Genomic DNA, 2,500 nt, shown 5'->3' on the forward strand with positions numbered 1-2,500 from the left:
GTGCCACACTTTAATCCTCGTAAGTACTTACCATTATGCCCCTAAATTATTAGGCAAAGCATTTATTCAATATCGAAAATCTCAGACCAGAAAGTCAAAATCTTTCAAGGAAAGAGCTGCACGTTTTTGTCTTTACTCTTGGGATAAAGAGAATATAAAGAATTTTCACGAGTTTTATAAACCGAACAAACACTATTACTTTAAAGCGATGGAAGCATGCCAACAAGTAAACAACGTGTTTCTTCTACCTAAAATTAATGCCCCTACGTTAATCTTAGGGGGACAATATGACGCTGTTACTCCCGTGATAAATCAATATATTATGCACAAGCAGATTCCTCATTCCGAATTTATTATTTTTAGAAAAACTGGACACGTTGCAAAATTTGAAGCAAAAGACAAATTTAACAAGGTAATTCGAGAGTTTTTAAAAAAGCACAATTAAAAGGGAGGTAAACTCCCTCCCCTTAATTTGACTATGTTTTTTGTAGTATAGGATTGGAACGACTTTCTACCCATTGATGAACAAGCTTCGCAAACACACCCGTTAGCGCAAGTGTAACATGCCCTCCTTCTACTACTTGATACGACTTATCCTCACTAGACACTAGATCCATAATTGGAGCACTTTGTTCTTCTAGAATTAAGTTATCACGTGAACCTGACACTACGTAAAGGTTAGCTGTAATATTCTTTAAATCAGCTATTCTATTACCTATCATTAATTCACCTTTAATTAGCTTGTTATCTTTGAAAAGATCATTTGCAAGCTGTTTATAAGCGGCACCAGCAAAAGGAACTTGGTCCAGCGTCCATTTATTCATACGACGCCACTTATCAACATAACGTTTATCATGAGCACGGCTTAAAAGCATTGTGTAATTTGTGAAATAAATTGGTGCTCCTATCGCTCGAAACATTGCTTCAACGTATTGAGGAGGAATCACTCCATACACATCAACAAATCGATTAATATTTACATGGCCCTCTCTGAAGCCTTCAGCCCATTTATCAGGACCAACGAACGGTCCAAAGTCAATAGGAACAGTTGCAACAATTAAATTTTTAATCGGCTCTTCAGCAACCGAGGCATAAATAGAGGCAATTGTTCCACCTAAGCAATAACCTACTAATGATATTTCATTACACCCAGAGTGACGAAGCGCCCGCTTTACAGCAATCTTCAGGTATTTTTCTATGTAAGTATCTAAATCTAAATTTCTATCTTCATATCCGGGCGATCCCCAATCTAGTAAGTATACATCGTATCCTAGATTAGTTAAAATCTCAATTACACTAGATTTTGGTGCAATGTCCAATATATAAGGTTTGTTAAATAATGAATAAACGAAAAACAACGGGATTTCGTACTTTTTTTCCTTTGCTGGATAGTGCCACAACTTAGATTTATTTTTTCTCCATACCTCATTTCTAGGTGTGTGACCTATCTTAGGTTCTGGTTCACTTAAAAGCTTAATCAGATGTGACCAACGATTCATCTCTTTCTCATAATCAAAGGGGGGTACTCTTTTTTCGCTCATCTTCTCAGCTCCTTTAATCTGAGTTGTTAGTACCTACTTAAACAGGCGCTTGATCCGGTTCAGTTTCACCTTGTTTAAGAACAATCGCTTTTAATTCAATCATCTCTTCTCGAAAACTCACTAATTCAAGTTTTAAATCCTCGATTTCAGTTTTTAAGCTTTTTGATTCTTGAATTTCTTTCTTTGTCCTAGTAAGTTCTGTTTTTAACTGCTTTGTTAGTTTAATAATATCCTTTGAAACTTCTAATACACTGTCCATTTCTTTATTTTGAGTATTTATCGAGTCTTGTAAATTCCAAATTTGCTCCTCGAGAGCTTCAATTTTCTCTTCTGTTTGAATTGTTAAATTAGCTACATTTGCAACATCGTTTTTTGTTGGTACGTTGAGGATATTCGCCATAGCTTCTTGATTATTTTTTATCGAGTCATACATACGCGCATGAAGATCCGAACCTGTATGTAACGACTTAACAAACTCCTTATTATTTGTCCATAGATAAATAAAATCATTCATTTGCTTTTCTAGAAGCATGCTGTATTTATGAAGGATGTCATATGGATCATAAGTCGTCATTCAAGTCCCTCCTAAATAATAGTTGTAAATCTTTTAACTCACTTTCTATTTGTGTTAATTTGTTTTCTCTTATTTGTGTGGTTTCATATATAAGCAATTCTTTTAATTCACTTAAAGCATTTTCCCAAGCCAATAACTTATAATTCGTTTGCATCACTAAAACATTTTGTTCGTAACATTTATTCTCTAAAATATCGATCTTTTCTTCACACTCGATTATTCTTAAAGCTAAACTAATATAGGCGTCCTTATTAGGTAAATTATAACTGTCTAAAACATCACTCGTAATAACCTTTAAATTCTCAATTGCGCTTAAATGAACATCTAACGCTATGCCAAACGCCTTAATAAAAGTTCTGCTGTTTGTTTTAGTATGTATATGTTT

4 protein-coding genes (2 of these 4 only partly in view) are annotated in these 2,500 nt (G+C 34.3%); 1 reads left to right on the forward strand and 3 read right to left on the reverse strand.

Going from position 1 to position 2,500, the window contains the following annotated elements; all coding sequences use genetic code 11:
- Positions 1-445: the 3' portion of an alpha/beta fold hydrolase gene (locus EJF36_RS11855; protein WP_185806891.1), read on the forward strand. It extends 320 nt beyond the left edge of the window; only the last 445 of its 765 coding nucleotides appear in the window; its start codon lies off the left edge, out of view; the stop codon is at positions 443-445.
- A 31-nt stretch (positions 446-476) separates the two neighbouring features.
- Here the strand turns inward: EJF36_RS11855 and EJF36_RS11860 are convergent, their stop codons facing one another.
- The 3 genes in view from EJF36_RS11860 to EJF36_RS11870 are tightly spaced (at most 37 nt apart) and all read right to left on the reverse strand, a layout consistent with a single transcriptional unit that may run on beyond the window.
- The gene (locus EJF36_RS11860) at positions 477-1,541 is read right to left on the reverse strand and encodes an alpha/beta fold hydrolase (protein ID WP_125906528.1); all 1,065 of its coding nucleotides are present in this window, start codon (positions 1,539-1,541) and stop codon (positions 477-479) included.
- 37 nt (positions 1,542-1,578) lie between these two features.
- Complete coding sequence (locus EJF36_RS11865; protein ID WP_125906529.1) at positions 1,579-2,115, reverse strand: polyhydroxyalkanoate biosynthesis repressor PhaR; 537 nt, start codon at positions 2,113-2,115, stop codon at positions 1,579-1,581.
- Positions 2,102-2,500 carry the 3' portion of a hypothetical protein gene (locus tag EJF36_RS11870; protein ID WP_125906530.1) on the reverse strand. Its footprint extends 57 nt past the window's final position, so 399 of the gene's 456 nt are visible here — the last part of the coding sequence; its start codon lies beyond the right edge, outside the window; the stop codon is at positions 2,102-2,104. The genes EJF36_RS11865 and EJF36_RS11870 overlap by 14 nt, the downstream gene beginning before the upstream one ends.

Origin of the sequence: Bacillus sp. HMF5848 (assembly GCF_003944835.1) — a bacterium.
GTDB lineage: Bacteria > Bacillota > Bacilli > Bacillales > HMF5848 > HMF5848.

What these genes read in the sequence shown, in the direction of transcription:
- EJF36_RS11865 (WP_125906529.1), bottom strand. Translation starts at nt 2,115, where the DNA reads ATGACGACTTATGATCCATATGACATCCTTCATAAATACAGCATGCTT.
- EJF36_RS11860 (WP_125906528.1), bottom strand. Translation starts at nt 1,541, where the DNA reads ATGAGCGAAAAAAGAGTACCCCCCTTTGATTATGAGAAAGAGATGAAT.